The 23507-nt window shown below is 65.7% G+C and carries 20 protein-coding genes; 4 read left to right on the forward strand and 16 right to left on the reverse strand.

Translation table 11 applies throughout. The features are described 5' to 3' along the window. Positions 1-25: 25 nt before the first annotated feature. The 12 genes from CSQ95_RS26210 to CSQ95_RS26265 all read right to left on the reverse strand — a co-directional run bounded on the left by CSQ95_RS26210 (position 26) and on the right by CSQ95_RS26265 (position 12890). Positions 26-1216, reverse strand: a complete 1191-nt coding sequence (locus CSQ95_RS26210; RefSeq protein WP_373633087.1) for a PA0069 family radical SAM protein — start codon at positions 1214-1216, stop codon at positions 26-28. A gap of 80 nt (positions 1217-1296) precedes the next feature. Continuing rightward, positions 1297-2004: a tRNA-uridine aminocarboxypropyltransferase gene (locus CSQ95_RS26215; RefSeq protein WP_099411611.1), complete on the reverse strand. Its 708-nt coding sequence runs from the start codon at positions 2002-2004 to the stop codon at positions 1297-1299. Positions 2005-2090: 86 nt separating this feature from the next. Further along, a complete protein-coding gene (locus CSQ95_RS26220; RefSeq protein WP_099411612.1) occupies positions 2091-3848 on the reverse strand; it encodes a methyl-accepting chemotaxis protein in 1758 nt (585 codons plus the stop codon). A 264-nt stretch (positions 3849-4112) separates the two neighbouring features. Further along, positions 4113-4625, reverse strand: coding sequence for a lipocalin family protein (locus CSQ95_RS26225; RefSeq protein ID WP_099411652.1), 513 nt, complete (start codon positions 4623-4625; stop codon positions 4113-4115). Between the two features lie 25 nt (positions 4626-4650). Next, entirely contained in the window at positions 4651-5451 is an 801-nt protein-coding gene (locus tag CSQ95_RS26230) for an ABC transporter substrate-binding protein (protein WP_070288787.1), read from the reverse strand. Positions 5452-5484: 33 nt separating this feature from the next. Beyond that, positions 5485-6522, reverse strand: a complete 1038-nt coding sequence (gene tssA, locus CSQ95_RS26235) for a type VI secretion system protein TssA (RefSeq protein WP_099411613.1) — start codon at positions 6520-6522, stop codon at positions 5485-5487. 34 nt (positions 6523-6556) lie between these two features. Further along, positions 6557-9199 carry a type VI secretion system ATPase TssH gene (tssH, locus tag CSQ95_RS26240; RefSeq protein ID WP_099411614.1) on the reverse strand — a complete coding sequence of 881 codons (2643 nt, stop codon included), beginning with the start codon at positions 9197-9199 and terminating at the stop codon, positions 6557-6559. Then, positions 9196-9672, reverse strand: a complete 477-nt coding sequence (tssE, locus tag CSQ95_RS26245; protein WP_070224151.1) for a type VI secretion system baseplate subunit TssE — start codon at positions 9670-9672, stop codon at positions 9196-9198. The genes tssH and tssE overlap by 4 nt, the downstream gene beginning before the upstream one ends. Positions 9673-9737: 65 nt before the next feature. Continuing rightward, entirely contained in the window at positions 9738-10229 is a 492-nt protein-coding gene (locus CSQ95_RS26250; protein WP_034750126.1) for a type VI secretion system tube protein Hcp, read from the reverse strand. 31 nt (positions 10230-10260) lie between these two features. Further along, the gene (tssC, locus tag CSQ95_RS26255) at positions 10261-11751 is read right to left on the reverse strand and encodes a type VI secretion system contractile sheath large subunit (protein ID WP_070224152.1); all 1491 of its coding nucleotides are present in this window, start codon (positions 11749-11751) and stop codon (positions 10261-10263) included. Between the two features lies 1 nt (position 11752). Next, on the reverse strand, positions 11753-12262 hold the full coding sequence (gene tssB / locus CSQ95_RS26260; RefSeq protein ID WP_099411615.1) for a type VI secretion system contractile sheath small subunit: 510 nt from the start codon (positions 12260-12262) through the stop codon (positions 11753-11755). 37 nt (positions 12263-12299) lie between these two features. Further along, positions 12300-12890, reverse strand: coding sequence for a tetratricopeptide repeat protein (locus CSQ95_RS26265; protein ID WP_099411616.1), 591 nt, complete (start codon positions 12888-12890; stop codon positions 12300-12302). Positions 12891-13164: 274 nt separating this feature from the next. On the opposite strand from CSQ95_RS26265, the gene tssJ reads away from it, so the two are divergent. The 3 genes from tssJ to icmH are packed head-to-tail and all read left to right on the forward strand — an operon-like array spanning position 13165 to position 15951. Beyond that, positions 13165-13761, forward strand: coding sequence for a type VI secretion system lipoprotein TssJ (tssJ, locus tag CSQ95_RS26270; RefSeq protein ID WP_099411617.1), 597 nt, complete (start codon positions 13165-13167; stop codon positions 13759-13761). A gap of 37 nt (positions 13762-13798) precedes the next feature. Further along, on the forward strand, positions 13799-15169 hold the full coding sequence (gene tssK, locus CSQ95_RS26275; RefSeq protein ID WP_099411618.1) for a type VI secretion system baseplate subunit TssK: 1371 nt from the start codon (positions 13799-13801) through the stop codon (positions 15167-15169). Beyond that, the gene (gene icmH / locus CSQ95_RS26280) at positions 15166-15951 is read left to right on the forward strand and encodes a type IVB secretion system protein IcmH/DotU (protein ID WP_070311259.1); all 786 of its coding nucleotides are present in this window, start codon (positions 15166-15168) and stop codon (positions 15949-15951) included. The genes tssK and icmH overlap by 4 nt, the downstream gene beginning before the upstream one ends. Positions 15952-15979: 28 nt before the next feature. On the opposite strand, the gene CSQ95_RS26285 is transcribed toward icmH, so the two are convergent. From CSQ95_RS26285 to CSQ95_RS26300, 4 genes are all read right to left on the reverse strand, one after another. Next, positions 15980-16765, reverse strand: coding sequence for an OmpA family protein (locus CSQ95_RS26285; RefSeq protein ID WP_099411619.1), 786 nt, complete (start codon positions 16763-16765; stop codon positions 15980-15982). Between the two features lie 9 nt (positions 16766-16774). Continuing rightward, positions 16775-17755, reverse strand: coding sequence for a type VI secretion system-associated protein TagF (gene tagF, locus CSQ95_RS26290; RefSeq protein WP_099411620.1), 981 nt, complete (start codon positions 17753-17755; stop codon positions 16775-16777). Continuing rightward, the gene (gene tssM, locus CSQ95_RS26295; protein ID WP_099411621.1) at positions 17752-21573 is read right to left on the reverse strand and encodes a type VI secretion system membrane subunit TssM; all 3822 of its coding nucleotides are present in this window, start codon (positions 21571-21573) and stop codon (positions 17752-17754) included. Before tssM ends, tagF begins: the two co-directional genes overlap by 4 nt. 217 nt (positions 21574-21790) lie before the next feature. Then, positions 21791-22630, reverse strand: coding sequence for a M15 family metallopeptidase (locus CSQ95_RS26300; RefSeq protein ID WP_099411622.1), 840 nt, complete (start codon positions 22628-22630; stop codon positions 21791-21793). Positions 22631-22769: 139 nt separating this feature from the next. On the opposite strand from CSQ95_RS26300, the gene CSQ95_RS26305 reads away from it, so the two are divergent. After that, entirely contained in the window at positions 22770-23486 is a 717-nt protein-coding gene (locus CSQ95_RS26305; protein ID WP_257218230.1) for a hypothetical protein, read from the forward strand. The last annotated feature ends 21 nt before the right edge of the window (positions 23487-23507 follow it).

The following is a 23507-nucleotide window of genomic DNA, read 5'->3' on the forward strand; positions in this document are numbered from 1 at the left end:
TCCCGCCCCGTCCACGCTGCATGCGCTAGAACAAATCCAACTGCCCCGCATTGCCCTTCCTTACCTTTGCACCCAGCGGCGGCACCACCAGCGGCCGGCGGAATTGCGTGCAATCGAGCTGCTTGAAGCGGCCGCCCTTGCCGTGCAGCCCCAGCCGGTGCACGGCCTTTTCAAAGCGCTGGCGGATGAGGTCAGCCCACACACCCTCGCCGCGCATGCGCGCGCCGAACGCGCTGTCGTAATCCTTGCCGCCACGCATTTCGCGCACCCGGTTCATCACGCGCTGGGCACGCTCCGGAAAGTGCGCTTCCAGCCATTGCTGGAACAAGGGGCTCACTTCCCACGGCAGGCGCAGCACCACGTAATGGGCGTGGATGGCGCCCGCGTCGCGCACGGCTTCGAGCAGCTGCTCGATTTCCGGCTCCGTCACGAACGGGATGATGGGCGCGATGCTCACGCCCACGGGAATACCCGCCTCCGTCAGGGTGCGGATGGTGCGCAGGCGCCGCGCCGGGGCGGCCGCGCGCGGCTCCAGGGTGCGCGCGATGGCCGGGTCCAGCGTCGTGACAGTGACGGCCACGGCAGCCAGGCGCCTGGCCGCCATGGGCGCCAGCATGTCGATATCGCGCTCGATCAGCGATGATTTCGTGATCAGCGCCACGGGGTGGTCGCATTCGTGCAGCACTTCCAGCACGCGCCGCGTCAGCTGCCGTTCGCGTTCGCACGGCTGATACGCATCGGTATTGACGCCCAGGGCGATCGGTTCGGGCACATACGACGGCTTGGCCAGTTCGCGCCGCAACAGTTCGGGGGCGTTCACCTTGGCGTAGATGCGGCTTTCGAAATCCAGGCCCGGCGACAGGCCCAGGTAGCTGTGCGTGGGGCGGGCAAAGCAATAAATACAGCCATGTTCACACCCCCGGTACGGGTTCAGAGACACGTTGAAGGGCAAATCGGGCGAAGCGTTGCGCGTGAGAATGGTGCGCGCCTGTTCGTCGCTGACCTGCGTCTTCCATCCCGGCGCCGCCGCCTCCCCAGCTGCCTCGTCCAGGCCGCCCACGCTCCAGCCGTCATCGAAACCGGCGCGCGCATGCGTCTCGTGACGCCCCTGCAAGTTCGAGACGGCCCCGCGCCCCTTTTGCGCTTTCAGCGATTGCGGCGGCAACATGGCTTGCCCGGCGAAGCTGTCATCGTGCTCTGGAATGATTGCTTTCATGAACGGCCCCATCAACTGTATATACGTACAGTATACTATGCCGCTGTGCGGCCAAGATCAAGGGCTACCGTGCTGTCGTTTCAAGCTTTTTCGCCATGCGGCATGACATAACTCAACTGCTGCGCGACAAACCCGTCAAATGCCGTGATCAAGGGAACGAAGCGGGAAGCGTCCTGCTCCAACTGCATCAGGGCATAGCACGTCGCTTCCAGCGTCGATAACTGGTCTGGCGCATGCGCCTTGCGGATCAGATAATGGGAAGCGGGTGTATCGCGCAGCGGCAGGCGCGGCAACTGTTGCAACAGGGGATTCAGATACAGCATCTTGCGGCTCTTGCGCCAGGTGGCGTCCAGCACCACCAGCCGCAATTGGCTCGCAAATCGGGGCGGATCGAGCAAGATGGACGGGTCGAGCGCTGGCGGCGGCGCGATGCCCAGCGAACGGTCGCCTGGCGTATCCGGGTACAGCAGCACATTGTGCTTGTCGGCCAACAATTGGGCAAGGGTGTCGGGGGCAAACTGTTCGCCCGTCAGCAGGCGGCTGTTGGGCAGGCTCAGATGCAGCAAGCGGGCGCTGCCCTTGGCGTTGTGGACTTCCAGCGGATGCTGGAGGATCAGCACGTCCACGGCGTGGGCGACGGGGGCAGTCCAGCGGCAAATGCAGCTGGACGCAGCGCGCAGGCAGACCGGGCAGCGTGCCCGTTTGGCGGGTTCAGCCTGGAAGGAGGATGCGGCGCCAGGGCTGGCGATCGCGCTGGAAATAGAGCGGGAGGTACGGCGGGTGGTCATGGCGGAGCGCGTTCGCGGCTGTCTTCAAGCCGCGATTGTAGCGCCCACGCCATGCCAAGGGAAAGCTGCGCTTAAAACACCTGCGCTTAAAACTCTTCCCAGTCGTCGGCACCGGATGCCACCGGCGTCTTCGGTGTGCGTGCGCGCACAGCGTCCGCTGGCGCCGCCTTGCCCGGCGCAGGCGCGGCCACGGAGGGTGCCGGCGTCCGCGGCGTGGCGTGCCGCATGGCAGGCCGCACCGCAGCTTTGATGGGCTCAGACGCCGTCACGGACGGAGCAGCACTGGCCGATGCATATTGCTGCGTGGCATCGAGCTTGAACACGCCCACCACGTCGGCCAGCTTGGCTGCCTGTTCCTGCATGGATTCGGCCGCCGCCGCCGCTTCTTCCACGAGGGCCGCGTTTTGCTGCGTTACCTGGTCCATCTGGCCGATGGCCCGGTTGACTTGTTCGATGCCGGTGCGCTGCTCATCGCTGGCGTCGGTGATCTGGTTCATGATCTGCGTCACGTGGCTGATGCTTTGCACGATCTCGTCCATGGTGCGGCCCGCCTTGTCCACCAGTTGCGAACCGGCCTCGACCTTTTGCACGGAATCGTCGATCAAGCCCTTGATTTCCTTGGCCGCCGCGCTGGAGCGCTGCGCCAGGTTGCGCACCTCGGAGGCCACGACGGCAAAACCACGGCCCTGCTCGCCGGCGCGGGCCGCTTCGACGGCCGCGTTCAGGGCCAGGATATTCGTCTGGAAGGCGATGGCGTCGATGACGCTGATGATGTCGACGATCTTGCGCGAGGAATCGTTGATCGAGCCCATGGTGCTGACCACTTCCGAGACCACCACGCCGCCCTTGCTGGCGATCTGCGAGGCGTCGATGGCCAGCTGGTTGGCGCTGCGCGCATTGTCGGCGTTGAGTTTCACGGTGGAGGTCAGCTCTTCCATGGACGATGCCGTCTCTTCCAGCGAACTGGCCTGCTCTTCCGTGCGCGACGACAGGTCCAGGTTGCCGGCCGCGATTTCGCTCGACGCCGTGCTGATCGATTCGGTGCCGGCGCGCACCTGGCCCACGATACTGACCAGTTTATCGTTCATGTTTTTCAGCGCGTGCATCAATTGCCCCGTCTCATCGCGGCTTTCCACGACGATATGGCTGGTCAGGTCGCCGGCGGAAACGGCTTGCGCCACCTCGACTGCACGCGTGATGGGACGCGTGATCGAGCGCGTGATCCAGTAGGCGCAGGCAATGCCCAGCAAGATGGCCACCACGCCCAGCGAGATCAGCAGCAGACGGCCGTTTTCGTAGCGCGAACGGATTTGCGCAGCCGTTTCATCGAGCAATTTGGCTTCCAGCAGTTCCAGCTTCTTCAACGATGCCAGGTAGATGTCGCGCTTGGCGGCCATGTCGCCTTCGTACAGGCGCTTGCCCAGTTCCAGGTCGCCCGCATTCTTGGCCTTGAACACATTCTTGCGTACTTCCGTGTAAGCCTTGCGCGTGCTCAGCACCTCCTGGTACAGCGATTGCTCTTCGGCATTCAGCTCGCTTTTGCCGATAGCGTTCTGAATTTCCGTGGCGCGTGCCGACGAGACGGCCATTTCCTGTTCAAACTGCTTCTGGTGTTCGGGATCGCCGACTTTCCAGGCGGCCGCCGTGCGCGCCGCGTTCACCTCGATGACCTTGGTCCATTCACCAATCAGGCGCTCGTTGCGCACCTTGACGTTGACCAGCGCATCGGTTTCCTTGCTGGCGCTTTGCATCTGCACGATGCCCACCACGGTCAGGGTCGTCAACAGGAGCAGGACGGCGGCAAAACCGCCACCGAGACGTACGCCGATTTTGAGGTTTTTCATTGCGTGATTCCTATCTGAAAAAAACAATGCACAGACGCCACGAAACCGACGTGCTGCTACGTATCAATATAGCAGGCATCTGCCGTGCGGCAATCACGGGCGGCGACGCAACGGCAGGCGCGTCACCAGAATGGCAGCACGCCGCAGCGCACCACTTTGGAGCAGATTGTGAGTGAATCAGGATGGTATTGCAAGAAATAACATGCAGAAAAGCAACAACCAGAAGACGGTATGCCGCCACGAACGGGCGGCAGGCAAGCAAGGTCAGTTTTGCTTCACATAGATCAATTTTGATGTATCGAAACCCAAGCCGCCGGCTTTCTCGATCAGGCGCCGCTGCAAGGCAGGATCCATGGTGGGCGTGCGCGACAGCAACCAGAAGTAGGACTTGTCGGGGCCGCTGATCATGGAATAGCTGTAATCATGCTGGTCCAAATCAAACACGATGTAGGAACCATAGAAGGGCCCGAAAAACGACACTTTCAGGTAGCCCACGTCTTTCTTGTCGACGAAATACGCCTTGCCTTCCGCTTCCTTCCACTTCGCGTCCGCATCCTGGTAGCCGCGGTTGAGCACTTTCAGGCCGCCATCCTGGCGCAGGCTGTAGTCGGCCGTCACGTGGCTCAGGCCCCGCTCGAACGAGTGGTCGAGGCGCGCGATCTCATACCATTTGCCCAGATAACGGGTCGTGTCGAAATTGCTGACAGGTACAATATTCTCGGGCCGGCCTACGCAGCCGGCCAGCACGAGCACACATAGCAATAATATTCTTTTCATGTTTTTCTCCATCGGGTTGAATCAGTCAGGGCAGCAGCGCGCGGTCCAGGATGCGGCGGATTGCGCCATTGGCTTGCATGCGCACGATGGCGGCATTGAATTGTTCGATAAAGTCATCGCGATAAGGGTAGGCGGCGGGCCGGCGCTCCGTAAAACCCAGGTGGCCCTGCTGGCTGGCCAGCTGCGCGGTTTCCTGTATCGCCTGCATCGGCGTGCCCGGCGCACCCTCGCGCCGGATGCGCTGCAATTCCCATTGCGCCGACAGGCGGTCGCTGACATAGCAATCGATACGCCCGCGCATCAGCTTGAGCAGATTCGTGCGCGTGCCCTTGGCCGTATCGAACACGATGCTGGCCGCTTGCAGGGCTGCCGTCTGTTGCGCATCGCCCAGCAAAAAACCCGCGTTCACGCCGATGTGCAGGCCGCCGTAATCGGCGGGCCATTGCCGCAGCGCGCGCTTCGCCAGCACGTCCTGGTTGCACAGCACCACCAGCTGCTCCATCAGCAACGGCACGGAATAGCGCACGTACGGTCGCTCGCTGCGCCACGAATACGGCGGATACAGGGCAAACGCCTCGCCAGTCTGCAGCATCAGCACGCCCCTTTTCCACGGCACGGGACGCAGTTGCACCGCATATTGCGGCATCGATTGCACGGCTTCGCGCACGATCTCCGTGTAGATGCCTTTCAGCTGGCCGTTGTCGACGTAGGAGTACGGCGGATAATCGTCGTCGCCATAGATCACCAGCGGCGTCGCCCCCTCCGCCCGCGCACTGGCAGCGAGGAACAGGCATAGCGCGGCAGGCAGGATGAACATTCTGGACATGCCGGAAGATTAGCATGGAAGCGCGCAAACCAATCATCCGTTCGCGCTGTTCGTGCCCAGCATTTCGTCGAGTTGCGCCAGGGTGCTTGAATCCTTCACGACGGCGCGCAGCCACAGGTGCAGCGGCAGCTCGCCCCAGCTGGCAGCCTTGTCGGCCAGGTAGGCGACGGGGCTGTGCGGCTCCGTGCGGCGGAAAAAATCGGCCACCTGACGCAGCTGGGCCAGCGCCTGCTGGCGCTGCACGATGGCGCTCCCGCCTGCGCCTGCGTCAGCGCCCTGGCCAGCGGCCCTCGGCGCGCCGGCAAAGCCCGCATCCGGTGACAGCGGCGCGATGAAATGAATGGCGTTTTCCAGCGCTTCGCGCGCGGCGCGAAAACTCGGACCGTCGACGCCGAAACGCGCGTCGACGCTGCGCTCGAACGCCAGCAGCGACTGCATGCAGTACTGGGCATCGGCCAGCAGGCCGTCGGAAAAGGCGCGCGAGTTCCTTTGCCGCGCCGCCTCCATCTGCGCCAGGGTCACGCCTTCGTCGTGGCGCGCATCGCCCCAGCCCTGCTCCGCTGCGCCCGGCACCAGGCTGGCGGCCGCACGCTGGCGCGCCGCATCGAAATCCTGCAGCGAAAACAGGCCGTCGGCGCCTTCCGTCAGCGGAATCTCGCGCAGCAGCTGCGGCGTGCGCGAGAGCAGCCAGAAGACATTGCCGATGCGCTGTTCCTGGTCGCCCTCTTCCGCCGGCGGATACAGGCCATCCCAATAGCGCTCGCACAGGCCGGCCAGCAGCGCGTAGCCGTCGCCCAAGCCACGGAAGTGGCGCGTCTTCGCGTGCGCTTCGGCCAGCCACACGGCCACGCGCAAATCCTTGCTGTGCGTGGCGATCAGCTGTTCGCAGCGCGTAGCCACGAAAGGCCAGTCGGCTTCCTTCAGCGCCGTCACCCACTCGCCCTGGTCCAGGCTCGGGTCGTCGTGCTGGCGCGCGCGCGCGATGGCGTCGAGCTCCTGGCTGAAGGTGATGTCTTCGCCGCAGGGACTGACGGCGCTGACGGGGTGCAGCAACTGCTCCAGATTGAACATGGTGCCCTCCGCGGGGTGACGTTACTTGCTGACGTTATTTGATGGTGTATTTGAACTGCCCCTGCTTATTTGCAGTGACGCGTATCGATGCGACCGGCTCGCCTGCCGCCATGCGCGCCAGCACCGCTTCGGCGATCGCCGGCAGCAGGCTGCCGTTCAGAATTTGATCGACATTGCGCGCGCCCGAATCGACCTCGGTGCAGCGCGCCAGCACGGCGTCGACCAGGCCCGCGTCATGGCTGAACTGCGCCTGGTGGTTGCGCGCGATGCGCGCGCCTATCCTCGCCAGCTTCAGGGCGATGATTTCGGCCAGCACCGCGTCGTTCAGGGGATAAAACGGCAGCACTTTCAGGCGCCCCAGCAGGGCCGGCTTGAAGTGCGCCACCAGTTGCGGGCGCACCAGTTCTTCCAGCGCGGCCGGCGTGGGCAAGTCTTGCGCGACCCGGTTCAGGCAGGCGGCCATCATGGCGCCGGAACCCAGGTTCGACGTGGCGATGATGATGGTGTTGCGAAAATCGACTTCGCGCCCTTCCGCATCATCGAGCACGCCCTTGTCGAACACCTGGAAGAACAATTCAAGCACGTCGGGGTGGGCTTTTTCCGCCTCGTCGAGCAGCACCACGCTGTAGGGCTGGCGCCGCACGGCTTCCGTCAGCACGCCGCCTTCGCCATAGCCGACATAGCCGGGCGGCGAGCCTTTCAGGCCGGCCACGCTGTGCGCTTCCTGGTACTCGCTCATGTTGATGGTAATGAGCTTGCGCTCGCCGCCGTACAGCAGATCGGCCAGCGCCAGCGCCGTTTCCGTCTTGCCCGTGCCCGACGGCCCCGTGAACAGGAACACGGCTTGCGGCTTGTTCGGGTCGTCCAGGCTGGCGCGCGCCGTGCGCACGCGCTGCGCCACCGCGTCGATGACGTGGTCCTGTCCCAGCACCCGTTCGCGCAGCGCGCCCTCCAGGGTCAGCACCGTGCGGATCTCGTCCTTGAGCATTTTTCCCAGCGGGATGCCGGTCCAGCCGGCGACGATGCCGGCCACCACCTGCGCATCGACTTCCAGCGGCGACAGCGGCGCTTCTCCCTGCAGGGCCGCCAGCTCTTCCTTCAGCGCCAGCAGGCGCGCCGCGCCGATCTCGCCCGGCCGCTCGCCGCGCAGCTGCGCGCGCAAGTCGCCAATCTGCGCCACCAGCGTTTTTTCGCGCTCCCAGCGCTGCGCCAGCGCCGCGATCTGCGCCTGTCCTTCGTCATGCTCGCGCCGCAGCTGCGCCAGGCGCGCGGCGCCGGCCTTGTCGGGCGCTTCGCCATCGGCCGCCTCGCGGCTCAGGGCGGCGATTTCCGCACCGATGCGTTCCTGCCGCCGGTTCGCGTTTTCCAGCTGCGCCGGCGTGGCGCGCTGGCCCAGCGCCACCTTGGCACACGCCGTATCGAGCACGCTGATGGCCTTGTCGGGCAGCTGGCGCCCGCTGATGTAGCGGTGCGACAGGCGCACCGCCTCGACGATGGCGGCGTCGCGCACGCGGATGCCGAAGTGGCGCTCCATCAGCGGCGCCATGGCGCGCAGCATGGCGCAGGCGATGTCTTCGCTCGGCTCTTCCACCTTCACCACCTGGAAGCGCCGCGCCAGCGCCGCATCCTTTTCAAAGTACTTTTTGTACTCGCTCCAGGTGGTGGCGGCGATGGTGCGCAGGGCGCCGCGCGCCAGCGCCGGTTTCAGCAGATTGGCCGCGTCGTTCTGTCCCGCCTGGCCGCCGGCGCCGATCATGGTATGCGCCTCGTCGATGAAGAGGATGATCGGATGCGGGCTTTTCGCCACCTCGTCGATGACATTTTTCAGCCGGCTTTCGAACTCGCCCTTCACGCTGGCGCCGGCCTGCAGCAAGCCCATGTCGAGCGCGTGGATGTGCGCACCCTGCAGCACCTCGGGCACGTCGCCGGCAGCAATGCGCAGTGCCAGGCCTTCCACCACGGCCGTCTTGCCCACGCCCGCCTCGCCCGTGAGTATCGGATTGTTCTGGCGCCGGCGCAGCAGGATGTCGACGGCCTGGCGTATCTCGGCCTCGCGGCCGATCACGGGATCGAGCTTGCCGTCGCGCGCCAGCTGCGTCAGGTCGGTGGTGAACTGGTCCAGCGCCGGGGTTTTGCTGGCCAGGGCGGCAACAGGATCTTCGGACAGATCGGCAAGCTGCGGCACTGCCGCGCTTTCCTCTTCATCAGAACCTGCCGTCAGCTTGTCCGGATGGTGTTTCAACTGCTCCACGCTGAAGCGGGCGAACAGCTTCGAGCCGCGGTACGCGAGCTGCGACAGTTCCGGCTCCGTCAGCAGCGCCAGCAACAGATGGCGGCTGCGGATGGGCCCTGGCCGCGTCGTGTCCAGCGAAGCGATCAGCCAGGCGTGTTCGAACAGCAGCGGCAAGTGACGCGAAAACACGGGCGTGCGCGCGCTGCCCGTCCTGAAGCCGCCGATCTCGCGGCGCAAATCCGCCTCCAGCGCCGTCAGGCTGATTTCGCTGCGCCGCGCGATGGTGACGAAATCGCTGCGCTCCTGCTCCAGCAGCGCCAGGAACAGGTGCTCGACATCGACTTCGTACTGGCCCAGTCCCACGCAGATGGCGGCGGCGCGGGTGGCGGCCGTGCGCGCCGTGTCATTGAGTTTGGCGATCAGGGTTTTCAAATGATTGCTCATGCGGCGGCTCCCTTGCGGTTGATCGAATAGCGCAGCGACGACGGCTGCAGCACGGCGTCGAAATTGACCGCCTCGCCGCCGGCCATCACGGCCAGGGTGCCGCTGATGACGAAGCCGACGCGGTTGATGCTGCCCGCTTCGCGCTCCAGGCGGGCGCGCACATTGCGCAGGCGCGGTTCATGGCGTTCGATGGCCGCCTTCAGCGCGGCGCAGATGCGGGCGCGGTCATCGCTGCTGGACAGGCACATGCCGGCGAAATCGATGAGGCCATAGTTGACGATGGAGGCCGCGCATTCCGGATAGGCGTCGAGCGCGCCGGGCGGCAGGGCCACGCGCGTGTTGAGCAGTTCCTCCAGGTCGCGCGCCACCGCATCCTTCAATTGTTCCAGCGACAGGCGCACCGCCACGCCGCCCGCCGCACCGCCGCCGTCATCCATCAGGCGGTCAAACAGGCCAGGTACATAGCTGTCCATGCGCTCTCCTGAAAAATCGGCGCGGCGCGCGGCGAAGGTGGCCGCCGCGCGCCGCGCACCATGGATCAAGCCACGCGGTTCGCGGCCAGGTCCCAGCCGCCCGAGGTATTGCCGCCGGCGCCGCCCGTCACTTTTTGCTGCGTGTATTTCCACTTCACTTTCGAGAATTTGAAGCCGACGTGTTCACCGAGGATGTCGCCTTCTTCCACGTTCGGCGTCACGGCGCCGATCAATACGTTCTCGATTTCGATCTCAAAATACTTGACGCGCTCCCCCTGGCCGTCGGCGCGCATGAATTCGAAGCGCGCCTTGGGGATGGTCTTGCCGGCCGAGCAGGTCTGCAGCAGCACCGGCGAGGCCAGGTCGGCCAGCTTGGAGATGACGATGTCCTTGTGTTCGCAGCGTTCGGCCGTGTGGCCGCCGCCCGTCGAGGCGGTGGCGGACTTCGGCTGCTCGACGCTCCAGCTGACCGATTTGCATTCGATCCAGTCCTTGTGCTTGTCATCGGTGGACTCGCCCTTGATGCCGTCTATCTGCAGATATACATCGATTGCCATGGTGTGCTCCTCTGGTTGAAAGATGGGTGACTCAGGAATTGGTCGACTTCGGCAACTCCGCGACCAGTCGGAGCGAAACGGATAATTCATCGAGCTGGAAGTGCGGCCGCAGGAACGACACGGCGCGGTACACGCCGGGCCGGCCCGGTACTTCATGTACCTGCACGGACGCCTCGCGCAGCGGGAACTGTGCCTTCTGTTCCTGGCTGGCGTTATCGTCGAGCAGCACGTACTGCATCAGCCAGCGGTTCAGAAAATCTTCCACGCTGGAGGCGGCGGCAAAGCTGCCGATCTTGTCGCGCATCATGGCCTTCATGTAGTGCGCGATGCGCGAGACGGCGAAGATGTACTGCAGCTGCGACGACAGCACCGCGTTGGCGTTGGCCGCGTCGCTGTTGTACTTGCGGCTTTTCTGCGCCGACTGCGCGCCGAAAAACGCCGCATACGCCGTGTTCTTGCAATGCACCAGCGAGATGAAGCCCAGGTCCGACAACTCCTTTTCGCGCCGGTCGGTGATCGCCACTTCGGCCGGGCATTTCAGGGCCACGTCTCCCTCGTCCGTCTTGAAGGTGTGGGTCGGCAGGTCGTCCACCAGGCCGCCGCCCTCCACGCCGCGGATGGCGGCGCACCAGCCGTAGTCGGCAAAGGCGCGCGTCAGCTTGCTGCCAAACGCATACGCGGCGTTACACCACAGGTATTTGTGATGATCGCTGCCGTCGACTTCCTCGACAAAGTTAAAACCGTCGACCGTGGTGCCGTCGACGGGATTGAACGGCAGCCGGCCCAGGAAGCGGGGCAAGGTCAGACCGACGTAGCGCGCGTCCTCGGATTCGCGGAAGGCTTTCCATTTCGCGTACTCGACGGTATCGAACACCTTGGCCAGGTCGCGCGGCTTGCCCAGGTCACCGTAGCTTTCCAGGCCAAACAGTTCCGGCGCAGCCGAGGCGATGAAGGGCGCGTGCGCGGCGGCGGCGACGTGCGACATCTGCTCGACGAAATACATGTCTTCCGGCTGGCGCGAGATGGCGAAGTCGCCCAGCAGCGCGGCAAATGGCGCACCGCCGAAGGTGCCGAATTCCTCTTCATACACCTTCTTGAACATGCTGCTCTGGTCGAACTCCAGCGCGGCCTGGAAATCCTTCACCAGTTCGCGCTTGGTGGCGTTGAACATGCGGATCTGCAGGCGCGTGCCCGTGTCGGAATTGCCGACCAGGTAGCGCAGCCCCGTCCAGCTTTGTTCGAGCTGCTGGAACGGCGCCGCGTGCATGATTTCGCTGAGCTGGGCCGAAATCAGGCGGTCGATCTCCGCCACGCGCGCGTCCAAGGTGGCCGACAGGCTGCTCGACATCAGCACCGTGCCGTCGAGCACCTGGGCCACCAGTTCCGAGATCAGGTCACGCGCGCGCGCATGTTCGGCACCGGACTTGGCGACGCGGCTTTGCTCGACGATCTGGTCGAGCAAGTCGGTCGCGGCCGGCGCGCCGGGCGTGGATACTGCTAGGGCCTCTGCCTGGGTACTCATCTCAATCCTCCTGCGCTGGGAACTGCGGTTTCAGGGTAGCCAGGCTGTCCGTGTTGTTCAGCACTTCCGTCAGCAAGTCTTCCAGCTTGTCGTTGCCGGCCAGCTTGTTGCGCAGGTCGGCCAGCTTGGTGCGCGCCTCGAGCAGCTTGCGCAAGGGATCGACCTGGCGCACCACCGATTCCGGGCGGAAGTCGTCCATCGAGCGGAAGTGCAGATCGACGGCGAACGTGCCGCCCGCCTCGCTGATACGGTTCGGCACGGCGAAACGGGCCACCGGCTCCACGCCGGACAGCACTTCGTCGAAATTGGCGCTATCGATGGAAACGAACTTGCGCTCCTTCAGGCGTTTTTTCTCGCTGTCAGGGTTGCCGCCAAAGTCGCCCAGCACGCCGACCACGAAGGGCAGCTCCTTGTTTTCAATCGCGTCGCCGATCTCGACGTCATAGGTCATTTGCACGCGCGGCGCGCGTACCTGCTTCAGGCGTTTTTGCACGCTGTCGGACTTGGGCATGTCGCTTCCTTTGCAAGGAGATGGTGGGGATGCTCGCTTATTTCAGGCCGCTGAATGGGTCGGCCGCGCTGCCTTGCTGCGCCGCGCCCTTCGCCGCCGGCGTACCGGAACCGGCCGCGCGCTTGCCGGCCGCCGGCGGGCGCCTGGCCGGCGGCACCAGGACGTCTTCGCCTATGCTTGCGCGCAGCAGCTTGGCCAGGTCCTGCGCTTCCGAACGCAACGAACCATTCAGATTGTTTTGCCGCGACAGATCGGCCAGCGCCTTGCCGGAAAGGCGCAAGCCGCTGACGGCGACGATGCTGTTGGCCACCTTGTCGTCCGGGTCGCGCTCCAGCGCTTCAAGCGCATGGCCGATGGCGTCGCCGTACTGGCCGCGGTCGAACTTCATCTGCGCCATTTGCAGCCACGGCGCCTTGTCGGCGGGATAGCTCGCGCCGCCGCGTTGAAGCAGGGTCATGGCACGCTCGTACTGGCCGGCGCGCGCCGCCGCATCGGCGTCGCTCATCACTTGCGCCAGGGTCGGTGCGGCAGGTTTTGGGGACGCCGACTGGTCCGGCGTGGCGCAGGCGGCCAGCAGCAAGGCGCTGGCAAGGCAGACAATACGGAGCGATATCGTGGCTGGCTTCATGGGGGGAGTACTCCTTCACGTGGAGGACGCTACCGCTGGGAAAGATGGGCGGCGTGAAGACTATTATTGATCGGCAATTTTTTACCAAATTGAGATTAATCAGCAAAGAAGGAGTTCCACGCTACAGCCGCGCAGGACGACATGAATCCTGATCTGGCGCAGTAATTGTCTTGATCGCAGACCGATCTTGCGCCAACGCAAGCAGGTCGTCCGTGCATGCGTTTAAATGACTGCAACACTTTTGTTTCCACATTTCATCTTGCAAAGGTCGCCCATGCCACCTGACGCCCTGGTCCGCCCGGCCCGCGCCACCGCGCTACCGCTGCTGGCATTGCTGCAAGCGTTGCTGCTGACCGGCTGCGCGGGCGGCGCCATCAGCACCCTGGCCAACGCGGCGCTGCAAATGGCCGGCGTGGCCAAGCCGCCGCCGGAACTGCCCGACGCGCAGCAGCCGCCGCGCAACGTCAGCATCCGCCTGCACGCGGCGCAGCACCTGAACACCGATGCCGACGGCCGGCCGCTGGCGCTGGTGGCGCGCATCTACAAGCTGCGCCAGAGCGCCGCCTTCGAGCAGGCGCCTTACGACAGCTTCCTCGACGCGCAGCGCGAAAAAGCGGCGCTGGGCGCCGACCTGATGGAAGTCAAAGAGGTGCTGCTGGTGCCGGGCCAGCGCTACGAAGTGCAGGAAAAAGTCAGCAAGGAAGCGTATTTCATCGGCGTCGTGGCCCTGTTCCGCGCGCCTGCGACACAGCGCTGGCGCGCCACCTTTGCCGCCGCCGATGCGGAACGCGGCGGCATCACCGTCGGCCTGCATGCGTGCGCGCTCAGCATCAGCGGCACGTCCACGCTGTCGGCCCCGCGCTGCCAGTAGCACCAACGGACACGCCACACATTCAAGGAGAAACGAGATGGGCATGGCAGCGAAAGTCTTGTGGGGAGAAGGCCTGTTCCTGCGGCCGCAGCATTTCCAGCGCCAGGATCAGTATCACGAAGCGCGCCTGCATCACACGGCCAGCGCGCTGCATCCCTACCTGTGGGGCGTGGCGCACATGGAGTGGGACCTGGCGGCGCTGAAGACGGGCACCCTGCGCCTGCAGGCCCTGTCGGCCATCTTCCGCGACGGCGAAGTGTTCGAGGCGCTGGGCGACGGCGCGCCGGGCAGCGACACCCTGCCCCCGCCGGTAGATCTGGAAGCGCTGCCGCCGGCGGTGCAGGAAGTGACGTATTACGCGGCCCTGCCCATCCTCAACCGCGAAGGCATGAATTACACGGCGCAGGCGCCAAAGGCGGGTACGCCGGCGGCCACGCGCTTTGCGCATGCCATGCGCGCCACGCCCGACCTGTTTACGGAATCCGCCGTGGCCGACGTGGCCTATCTGAAAAAGACCGTGCGCCTGATTCCCGACAGCGAGGCGCGCGGCTCCTACGACTGCCTGCCGTTGATCGCCCTGCGTCGCACGGTATCGGGCGGCTTCGAACCCCTGCCCTCGTTCATGGCGCCCAGCCTGGCGATCGCCGGCGCGCCGCGCCTGCAGGGCGTGCTGGAACACCTGCTCGACGCCTTGCAGGCGAAAGTGAGCGCGCTGCACGGCCACCACCGCGAACCGAGCCGCAACGTGATCGAATTCCGCTCGGGCGACGTGTCCTCGTTCTGGCTGCTGCACACGGTCAGCACGGCCGCCGCCGCGCTGATGCACTATGTGCGCCACCCGGCCCTGCATCCGGAGCGCCTGTACGAGGCGCTGCTGGGCCTGGCGGGCGGCCTGCTCAGCTACTCCAAGCACTACACCCTGGCCAGCCTGCCCGCCTACGACCACGCGCAGCCGGGCGCCTGCTTCGATGCCATCGACGCCATCATCCGCGAACTGCTCGACACCGTCATCTCGTCGAAGTATTTTTCCATCGCCCTGCTGGAAGACAAGCCCTCGTACTACCTGGGCAAGCTCGATTCGGGCAAGATCGACCAGCACACCACCCTGTACCTGGCGATACGCGCCGCCATGCCCGCCATCGAGCTGGTGGACGTGGTGCCCGTGCGCGTCAAGGTGGGCGCGCCCGACGACGTGGAAAAATGCGTGCTCACGGCCATGCCCGGCCTGAAACTGTCGCATGCGCCGCAAGTGCCGGCGGCCATTCCCGTGCGGCCCGACACCTATTATTTTGCGATTGAAAACCGCGGCGCGCTGTACGAACAGATGCTCAAGGCGCAGTCGATTTCCGTCTACGTGCCGGCCGGCATACGCGACCTGCAGCTGGAACTGATCGCGGTGACGGCATGAGCCAGCTCATCGAACGGCGCGCGGCGCCCTCCCTGCTGGGACCACGCGGCGCCGCCCCGGCAGGCGGCAGCCGGCATGCGGGCAGCGCCCTGCTGGACCTGATGCACGAAGGCTTTTACATGCTGTTCATGCTGAAGCACGGTTCGGCGCCCGGCGACGAGCAAAGCTTCATGGACCGCATCACGGCCTTCCTCGACGACTTCGAACGCGAAGCGAAAAAGATCCGCGCCGATGGCGACGATATCGAGGCGGCCAAGTATGCGTTCTGCGCGGCCGTCGATGAAATCATCCTCGCCTCGCCGTTCGCCCTGCGCAAGCAGTGGGAGCGGCGCCCGCTGCAGCTGCTGATCTTCGGCGACCAGCTGGCCGGCGAACACTTCTTCGACCGCCTCGACGCCTTGCGCGGCAAGGGCGCCATGCGCGTGCAGGCGCTGCAGGTGTTCCACATGTGCTTATTGCTGGGATTCCAGGGCAAGTATGCGATCGACGGCGGCGAAAAACTCAGCTACCTGACGGCGCGCCTGGGCGACGAAATCGCCCACATCAAGGGCAAGAGCCGCGGCTTCGCGCCGCGCGCGGAACGCCCCGACCAGGTGGTCAACAAACGCGGCAGCGACGTGCCGCTGTGGGCGCTGTCGAGCTTTTTCGCCCTGCTGGCCATCTGCGCCTACCTCGGTCTGAAAACGCATCTGACGCGCGGCACGCAAACGACCCTGGCCGCGTATGCGGACCTGGTCAAGCTGGCGCCGCGGCCCGCGCACCTGACCATTACCTTACCCTGATCATCGCGCATGTCCCATTACGCGTGCTTCATTGAGCAATGCGGAACTCGATGCGCCGGTTCCTCGCCCGGCCATCGGTCGTGGCGTTGCTGGCCACGGGACGGTCCGGCCCCTGGCCCGACACCAGCACGGTATCGGCCGCGACGCCCTTGCTGGCCAGGTAGGCGCGCACGGCTTCGGCCCGTGCCTGGCTCAGGGCCACGTTGCTGGCGCGCAGGCCCGTGTCGTCCGTATGGCCGATCACCTCCACCTTGCGGCCCCGCAGCCTGAGCATGGCGGCCGCCATCTCGTCGAGGATGGCCTGGCCGGCCGGCGTGATGGTGGCCTTGCCGCTGTCGAATTCAATGATGCGTTTATCGAGCGCCGCATCGAGCAAGCCCTGCTCGGCCTCGGCCGCCTTGACCCGCAAGCCATTGTTGACGGTGTAGGTGGGATTGAGGCTGGTGGCGATGTCGCTGGCGATCTGCTGGCGCTGCGCCTCGTTCGCCACCTCGCCGCGCACGCTGACGTTGTTGCCGGCAATGCTGATCTGCCCCCGCGAAATGAGCTTCAGGTTCGGCGCGATCAGCTTTTGCACGTAAGCGTTCCAGTTGGCCGGCACGGCCACGTTGCCGATGCTGATCTGGTCGACCACGCGCTCGGCGCCATACAGTTCGCGCAGGCGGGCCAGCACGGCCGCCTTGCCCGCCTCGTCGGCCAGGGTGCCCGTGACGAGGATCTGCCCCGGCATCGGCGTCTGCGGCGCTTGCGCCTGCGTCTGGGCGATGCAGGGAACGGCGGCGGCAAGCAGCAGGAAGAAAACGGTTGATTTCATCGCAATCCTTCAGGCAAAGGTATCCGTGAACATGGCGCAGGCCGAGCGCAGCGACAGCTGCTCCTGCTGCAGGCAGGCGGACAACCGGCGCAGCGCCGATGCGTGTCCCAGCTGCTCCTCGACCCAGTCGAGCTGGTCGAAGATGATCAGCCGTTCGCTGCCGGCCTGCGGATCGATCAGCGCGCGCAAGCCATGCGGGTCGGCGCCGCAAAAGCCGATCACCAGCATGGGCGCCTCGTCGAGGTGGGAAAAGAACAGCGCCAGTTCGAAATCGGCCTGGCGCAGGAAAGGCGCAATCAGATGCAGCCAGAAGCTGGCCACCAGCTCGCGCAGCTGCGCATCTTGCGGCAGCGGCAGCACCAGGCTTTTTTCCAGGCGCGGCAAGCCGCTCCGCCGCACCGGCTGCAGCAGCAGGCCCAGGCCCAGCAGCAATTCGCGCACCGTCACCGGGAACGCGGGCGAAGCGAGCATCGTTTGCAGGCCATGCACGGTCTGCGCCTGCAGAAAGGCGGCCAGCCGCGCCGCGTGCTCAGGCGCGGCCGGTTCAATTTCCACCACGTTGCCGGCCAGCGCCAGCAAGGCCGGACCCGGCTCCGGGCTGGCCACGATACCCTGCGACAGCTGCTCCACGCGCTGCCACAGCGGCGCCAGCGCCAGCGGGCTGCAGCCGACAAAGGCTTCGGCGGCGTCGATTTCCAGCGCGCCCATGGCCATGAAGGGGAAGCGCCGCTGCGACTGGTCGTTGCTCGCTTCGAGGCGCCCGGCGATGGCGCGCCGGCTGCGCGTGCCGACGAAGGCGAAGCGCAGCGGCGGCAAGGCGTCGTAATTGAGCTTCCAGCGCGGCTCCACCGTCAGCGCAGTCATGACCTGCGCCAGCCAGTCGTCGAGCAGCTGCACCAGCGCGTGATTGTCGCAAGCCTTGATGAAATCGCCGCGCGCGGGGATCTTGCCGAAGTAACCGAGGCGCACCTGCTGTTGCGCGCGCATCATGGCGACACTCCCGCAGTCGCGGCGATGACCGGCACAGGAGCAGGCGCACCCACGATGGTCTCGGGCAGCTGCATGCCGCGAAAGCCCTGCTCCTGCACCGCCGCAGTCCCGCCCGCACCCGTCGCCGTCGTTTCCGCGCTGCTGGTGATTTTCAGGTCGACCGCCACGGCCACCTCGCCGCGCGCCCAGCGCAGTTCGAACACGCCGCCGTCCTTGCGCTTTTTGCTCGCCGCATCGATCATGCGCTTCAAGCCGAACTGCCCCGGCTCGTTGAACAGTTCCACCGTGCGTCCGTCGAAGGTGACGGCCGTGATGCGCGCCCCCTGCATGCCCGCCGCGCCCTGCGGCCCCGGATGGACCATGTTCGTCCACTGCGCCGGCGTGTTGCGGTAGCGCAGCTGCTGGCCGTCGATCTCCACCGTGTATTCCAGCGTGCCCGGTGCGGGCGACGGCTGGATCTGGAACACGGTTTGCGCCGCCGTCGACGTGGCCGCCACGCCGCCCGCGCCCAGCGGCGCGATCCAGCCGGGGAAGCGCGCCACCACCTGCGGCGACAGGCTGATGCCCATGTCGGCCCAGGTACGCGGCGCCAGCACGTCGCCGCGCCGCACCACCAGGGGGCCCATCGACGTCGTGACGAATTTCGCCACCAGGCCTTCCGGGCCGAAGAACTGCCCGATCTCCAGATTGCTCGCCTCGATGCGCGCCGTGGGCGCGAACGGATACTTGTTGGCCAGCGATTTCTGGAACGGTTCATATACCTGCGCCGCCCAGGTCTTGTTGATATCGAGTTCGGCCGGTGCGACGATGACGGCAAAGGTCTGCATCAGCGGGCGCACGAGGATGGGACGTATCGCCTGCTTTTGCGCGTCGCTCATCCCCGTGAGCAGCTGCTCGTCGACCAGTTTCAGGGCGTCGGCCAGCTCGGAGCCGCTGCCCTCCAAGGTCTGCTGCATGAACTGGCGCGCGCCCGGTCCTGCGTCTCCCTGGTTCTTCAGCAGGTTCAAGCGGCTGCGCAGTTTCGACAGCGCTTCCAGGTAGGCGCGCATCAGCGAGGCATTGTTGTCCCTGGCCGCCACCAGCTTGCCCACGCCGGCAAATTCGCGTCCCACAGGGCCCATCGGTTTGTCCAGGCGCGCCGGATCGAGCTGCGCATTGACGCCGGGATTGGCCGTCAGCTGCGACGGCGCGCGACGCAGCACGGTGTCCTTGAACCACGCGATGATGCCCCGCTCGGCCTTGCGCAATTGGGCATTTTGCAGCGCCGGGTTGTCCCACGAGGTTTCCTCGTAAATCGTCGTCAGCAGTTTGGCGATTGGCGACGACTGCGGGTCGCCCAGGCGGTTCATCGCCTGCACGGCGCCGTCAAAACCCTTCAGGTCGGCGACGGCGACGCCCTGCACGAATTTTTGCCATTCGCGCGCGTAGTCGGCCTTGTACATGGCCACCAGGTTTTTCTCGATCTGCTCCGGGCTGCCTTCCAGGGTCAGGTCGTCGGTGGAAGCGCTTTTCAGCACCCAGTCGGCGCTTTGCAGTTCGCGGTTGGCGGCATCGCGAAACGCGCCTTCGACGAACTTTTCCCAGGCCTGGCGCGTAAAGGCGCCGGAGACGGCATAGCTGCCCGCCAGCAGGGCCTGATCCTGTTCGCCGACGATGCGCGCCACCGTCATGCCGGGAAAGCGCGTCGAGGCGCGCGCCTTGATGTCGGCATACACGCGCTCGCGCGCCGGCATGCCGCGCACCACGCGGCGCAGGTTTTCGCGCGCCTGGTCGACCAGCGCCAGCTTTTGCTCGATGCGCGGCCAGGACGGGTCGCCGATCTGCGCCAGGTAAAACGTCAGCAGCCGTTCGGCGCTGCGTATCATCTGCTCGCGCGGCATGGCGCCCCGGTTGCCCTCCAGCCAGTCGCGCCAGAAGCGCGTCATCTGGTCGTTCAGGTGGCTGCTTTCCGCATGCGTCTTGTCGGCCAGCATCAGATAGGTTTTCAGCGCGTTGTAAGCGTCTTCCACATTCGTCGCGCTGGCCGCCTGGTATTGCACGCTGCGCGGCGCGGCGGGCCCCGCAGCGGGCGATACGGCGCCCGGCGTCTGCGGCGTGCGCGCCGTGGGCTGCAGCTGGTCGGCGCTGGCGTTCATCTCGAACAGCAAGGCTTCCAGCGCGCCCGCCACGGGGGTCAGCATGAGCTGGCGCGCGCCGGCAAAGTATTCCTCGCGCAGCTTGCGCTCCAGTAAATCGCCCTGGTACAGGCCCAGGCGCAAGGACCACGGCCGTTGCGTGCGGTACGCGTCCAGCTGCTCGATGCGGTCCTGCAAGATCTCGAGCGCTTCCAGGCGCGATTGCAAGTCCAGGCGTTTCTCCTGCAGCTTCACGACTTTATTCAGATCGGCTTCGACGTTGGCCACCAGTTGGCGGTTGCCCAGGTAGGACCAGCTCCAGCCGCCCAGGCAGGCGCCCAGCGACACCGTGGCGGCGAAGAACACGGCATATTTGAAGCGCAGCCTGGCGCGGTTGGCATAGGTGGCCACGAGGTGCTTGTCGGCAAAAATCACCTTGCGGAACAACTCCAGCAGGAAATAGCCATGCTGGCGCGCGCCCGATGGCGCCGTGGCCGGGGCCGGCGCGAAGGCCAGGTCGAAGCGGCGCGCCACCTGCTGCGAGGAGGCACTGACGGGCTCGCCCTCCTGCAGCGCGCTGGTGAAGTAAAAACCGCGGAACACGGGCTGGAACTGGAACGGGTTTTCCTCGAACAGGGTGGCGATGAAGGCGCGCAGGGCCGGCTTGATGGCGGCAAATTCCAGCGGAAACGTAAACACGCCCGGAGCCATCGTCTTGCGTTGCCGGTGCGCCATGTTGGCCAGGCTCAGCTCCGTCAAGCCATCGTGCAATTCATCGAAACTCTGATCGAAAAAACTCAGCAGGTCGGCCGTGGGCAGCTTGCGCTGGTAGGGCATGGTGGCGCCCCAGACGCGCTCGCGCTCGCTGCGTTCGGCATCGGCAAAAAACTCCGTGAAGCCGGCGATCAGGTCCGCCTTGGTAAACACGATGTACAGGGGCGCGAACACTTCCAGGCGCTCGATGACGTCCTGCACGCGCTTGCGCAGGCTGCGCGCCAGTTGCATGCCCACGTCGGGGTCGCCCTTCAGTTCGGCGATGCTGACGGCGATGAGGATGCCGTTGATGGGTGCCTTGCGCCGGTATTTTTTCAGCAGGTCGAGAAAGCCGAACCACTCGCCCCGGTGCTCGTCGACGACGGAGTAGCGCCCTGCCGTATCGAGCACGATGCCGTCCGTGGTGAAAAACCAGTCGCAGTTGCGCGTGCCGCCCACGCCTTGCACGATCTTGCCGTCGGCGAAGGGAAACTGCAGGCCCGAATGCAGGATGGCGCTGCTCTTGCCGGCGGCCGGATTGCCGATGATCATGTACCACGGCAATTCGTACAGGGCGGCGGCGCCCGACTTGAGGCCCAGCTTGGATGTCTTGATGGTCTCGATGGCGGCCAGCATGCCCGTGCGCACGGCGTCGAGTTCGCCCTGCTGCGTGTTGCTGGCCGTCGAGGACGAGGCTGCCTGCGCAGCGGCGATCTCGGCCTCGTTGAGGATGGCCTGGCCCAGCGCCTGCGCATTGCGCCGCGCGCGGCGACGGCGCCACAGCCACAGGCCCAGCCACGTGACAAAAGCCAGCAGCAGCAAGGCCAGCGCCCAGATCAGCGCCACTTCCAGCACCTCGGCGCCCAGGTACAGGGACACGGCCAGCGCCACGAAGCCGAAGATGGTCAGATTGCGGCTGTCGGTGAGGAAATGCCAGAGTCGTCGCAGCATGATGAGCCCAGGGTGAGGTCGCAAAACAGGAGGAACGCCGCCGCGCAGCGAGGCGGATTCGGCCCATGCTGACAGCAATGCGGCGCGCCTTTGTTGACATACGACAAGTTCCAGGCGCCAGCGCGCGGCCCGCGCCGGTGTGCCATTGACGCTGCGCAAGTAAGCTTGCAACGGTGAAATTCAGGCCGGTACGCGGCGCTAGAATGGCTGGCGCGGCTTACTTGCCCGGCCCGCGCGGTTGCGGCAATTCCGTGTGGCCAAAATCCATCATGGTCCAGCGCCCGCCCCAGCGCAGGCCTACCGATTCGGCCGTCACGCCATACAAACGGTAGCCGCGCATGGCCCAGGCATTTTTTTCAGAAATGATGAGTTTTCCTTCATGCATGAATGCGCAATCGGCGGCCAGGCCGTACTGGTGATAGCTTTGAAACGCCCTGGCGTTCGTCACGTTCGGCCCGGCCGCCGCCAGCTGGTCCTGGCGCGCGGGACTGCGGTAGCCTTCCAGCAAGACCATGTCATAGCCATGCACCTCCTTCATGATCTTGAAGACCAGCAGCAGGCGCTGCGCGAAATCGTGGACGAGCAATTGCCAGTTGCGGCTGGCGCCGCCCAGCAGCGGGCGCAGCTGCGTGACTTCCGCCGTGGAAAACAGCAGCGGCGGCAAGGTCGGTGGCGGTACCAGCTGTTCGCCCTTCAGCAAGTCGCTGACCTGGTCATTGATGACGTGTTGCTGGTCGGCATAGCCGCGCAGGGCGATGCGGTCGCTGGACAGCCAGGCCAGCAGCGGGGGCACGATGACCAGCACGCTGCCTGCCAGGCTCAGCCAGCGATGCCGCCACAGCAGCCGCCATGCACGCGACATGCCCGAGCCCGTGTGCTGCTGCATGCGCTGCCACTGCGCGCCGCCTCCCCGCTGCAACCCTTGTGCGCGCCGCTGCATGCGCCAGCCCAGGTTGACGAGCGTGTGCAGCACGATGGCGCGGCCGCCGGGAAACAGCAGCAGCCAGCAAGCGAGACAGGCGAGCAGGAAATACATCAGGACCAGGGCGACAAACATGGGGCGCTCCGTGACGGGAATCGGCGGGGCCGGGCAATCCATTGCTCGGCGGTATCGTTAGATCGTAGGCGTCCGCGGCCCGCATGAGCGCGGTTTACATCAAGGTCAGTCGAATTTGATCCATTGCGGAGGTGATATTTTGTCTTTACTGAAAACCGGAGATGGCCAGGCGCGCGGTCCTGACCTGCTGAGCAAGGCCGGCGCGGCGGGCGCGCGCATCGAAGGCAAGGGCATCCTGTCACAGCTCGAGCACGGCGCCGCCGCGCCCGCAGCCATGCCGGCCCCGCGCTGGCGCCCCGGCTGGCGGTACGGCGCCGCCGGCGCACTGTGCCTGGCGGCGCTGATCATGGCCGTGCTTGCCTACGACACGGAGGTGCCGCCCCTGCCGCCGGCGCCCGCCACAGCCATGACCGAGATTCCGCCCGCGCCAGCAGCAACGGCGCTGCCGCACGCGGCACAGGCGGCCACCATCGTCAATACGGCGGCGCCGCCCTTGCCTGCTGCAGTCGCCGCCACAGCAAGCGCGCCGCCCAAGACGCCGCCGCCCGCGCGCCAGGCGGCCGCCCGCCCACAGGGAGCGAAACCGGCCGCCGCATCCAGCGACAGCGATGTCGCCTTGCTCACGGCGATGGTCGCGCATGCGCACCGGCAGGAAGGCACGACGCCGCCCGTGCGCGACGTGGTGCTGCGCAGGCAGGAGCAGGAGCAGGGACAGGGACAGGAACAGGGACAGGAACAGGAACAGGACACGGCGGAACTGTTGCGGCGCTGTCAGCAGCTGGGCCTGATCGAAGGAATGCTGTGCCGTTCGCGCATCTGCTCGGGCCGCTGGGACAGCGATCCCGCCTGCCATTGAACGCCTGGGCGCCGCATGAAA

It is taken from the genome of Janthinobacterium sp. BJB304 (assembly GCF_002735765.1).
Taxonomy (GTDB): Bacteria; Pseudomonadota; Gammaproteobacteria; order Burkholderiales; family Burkholderiaceae_D; genus Janthinobacterium.

Bases quoted from the DNA above. Each gene is read 5' to 3' on its own strand.
- tssB (WP_099411615.1), bottom strand. From the start codon at position 12,262: ATGCCCAAGTCCGACAGCGTGCAAAAACGCCTGAAGCAGGTACGCGCG.
- tssE (WP_070224151.1), bottom strand. From the start codon at position 9,672: ATGGACAGCTATGTACCTGGCCTGTTTGACCGCCTGATGGATGACGGC.
- CSQ95_RS26230 (WP_070288787.1), bottom strand. From the start codon at position 5,451: ATGTCCAGAATGTTCATCCTGCCTGCCGCGCTATGCCTGTTCCTCGCT.
- tssJ (WP_099411617.1), top strand. From the start codon at position 13,165: ATGCCACCTGACGCCCTGGTCCGCCCGGCCCGCGCCACCGCGCTACCG.
- CSQ95_RS26215 (WP_099411611.1), bottom strand. From the start codon at position 2,004: ATGACCACCCGCCGTACCTCCCGCTCTATTTCCAGCGCGATCGCCAGC.
- CSQ95_RS26265 (WP_099411616.1), bottom strand. From the start codon at position 12,890: ATGAAGCCAGCCACGATATCGCTCCGTATTGTCTGCCTTGCCAGCGCC.
- CSQ95_RS26220 (WP_099411612.1), bottom strand. From the start codon at position 3,848: ATGAAAAACCTCAAAATCGGCGTACGTCTCGGTGGCGGTTTTGCCGCC.
- CSQ95_RS26300 (WP_099411622.1), bottom strand. From the start codon at position 22,630: ATGTTTGTCGCCCTGGTCCTGATGTATTTCCTGCTCGCCTGTCTCGCT.
- tssH (WP_099411614.1), bottom strand. From the start codon at position 9,199: ATGAGCAATCATTTGAAAACCCTGATCGCCAAACTCAATGACACGGCG.
- tagF (WP_099411620.1), bottom strand. From the start codon at position 17,755: ATGATGCGCGCGCAACAGCAGGTGCGCCTCGGTTACTTCGGCAAGATC.
- CSQ95_RS26285 (WP_099411619.1), bottom strand. From the start codon at position 16,765: ATGAAATCAACCGTTTTCTTCCTGCTGCTTGCCGCCGCCGTTCCCTGC.
- CSQ95_RS26250 (WP_034750126.1), bottom strand. From the start codon at position 10,229: ATGGCAATCGATGTATATCTGCAGATAGACGGCATCAAGGGCGAGTCC.
- tssM (WP_099411621.1), bottom strand. From the start codon at position 21,573: ATGCTGCGACGACTCTGGCATTTCCTCACCGACAGCCGCAATCTGACC.
- tssC (WP_070224152.1), bottom strand. From the start codon at position 11,751: ATGAGTACCCAGGCAGAGGCCCTAGCAGTATCCACGCCCGGCGCGCCG.
- CSQ95_RS26210 (WP_373633087.1), bottom strand. From the start codon at position 1,216: ATGAAAGCAATCATTCCAGAGCACGATGACAGCTTCGCCGGGCAAGCC.
- tssA (WP_099411613.1), bottom strand. From the start codon at position 6,522: ATGTTCAATCTGGAGCAGTTGCTGCACCCCGTCAGCGCCGTCAGTCCC.
- icmH (WP_070311259.1), top strand. From the start codon at position 15,166: ATGAGCCAGCTCATCGAACGGCGCGCGGCGCCCTCCCTGCTGGGACCA.
- tssK (WP_099411618.1), top strand. From the start codon at position 13,799: ATGGGCATGGCAGCGAAAGTCTTGTGGGGAGAAGGCCTGTTCCTGCGG.
- CSQ95_RS26225 (WP_099411652.1), bottom strand. From the start codon at position 4,625: ATGAAAAGAATATTATTGCTATGTGTGCTCGTGCTGGCCGGCTGCGTA.